This window comes from Bartonella sp. AP58NXGY, assembly GCF_042195785.1.
GTDB lineage: Bacteria > Pseudomonadota > Alphaproteobacteria > Rhizobiales > Rhizobiaceae > Bartonella.
Genome location: NZ_JBHIOY010000244.1, coordinates 1 through 718 on the forward strand (window position 1 = coordinate 1; position 718 = coordinate 718).

Sequence of the window (718 nt, forward strand, 5' to 3'; positions counted from 1 at the left end):
AAAGTCTTACAGTGTTGAGAGGATTTTCGTTCCAGTCGGGTGAACTGAAGTCGGCATGACGACGATAAATTGATTGTATATTGCTATGGAAGGTAAGCTCTCCATTATAAATGGGCTCATCTGATGTAAAAGAATAATCGATACGTGGTAGAACCCATGCTTGTTGAGAGTGACGTGCAGAATGAGGATCGTTCAATATCGAATCTTGAAGTTTAAAATGATAAAAACGCATGTCAAAAGAGTTTTTTCCTGCAAGACCATTTAGATAGATCTGAGAAAGTTGTGTAGGATTGCTATAGTTTTCCAGCTTGTATGCACGGCTAAAATGTCGATCGGATTGTGTAAAAATATCCCATCCATAAGTCCAGTGTGAATTAAGACGAAAGTCCCCCTTTGCTAGCATATAACGGTTTTTATGCTGTGCATCAATCGTATCATTGTCAAATCTATGTGGTTTCATTTGATATATATGAGCAAAACGAATGTTATAACTGCCCATTTTTAAACGTTGACGCCATTCCCCTTCAGTTAAAAGCCCTTGTTGAGTATCACCCGTAGAAGAAAGCGTAAACTCGTAATTGGGGGCAAGATTCCAGAAATAAGAATTCTTTACTCCCATACCAAGATAATCAGTATAGAAAAAATGAGGTGTAAGCAGACCGCTCGCACGCCTGACAGTTGGATCGTAGAGCTCAAAATTGGGAAATTTTATAATCGG

General features: G+C 38.7%; 1 protein-coding gene. It reads right to left on the reverse strand.

From position 1 onward, the window contains the following. Positions 1–718, reverse strand: a 718-nt coding sequence (lptD, locus tag ACFINC_RS10710; protein WP_375617202.1) for an LPS assembly protein LptD, incomplete at both ends; no start/stop codon positions are given.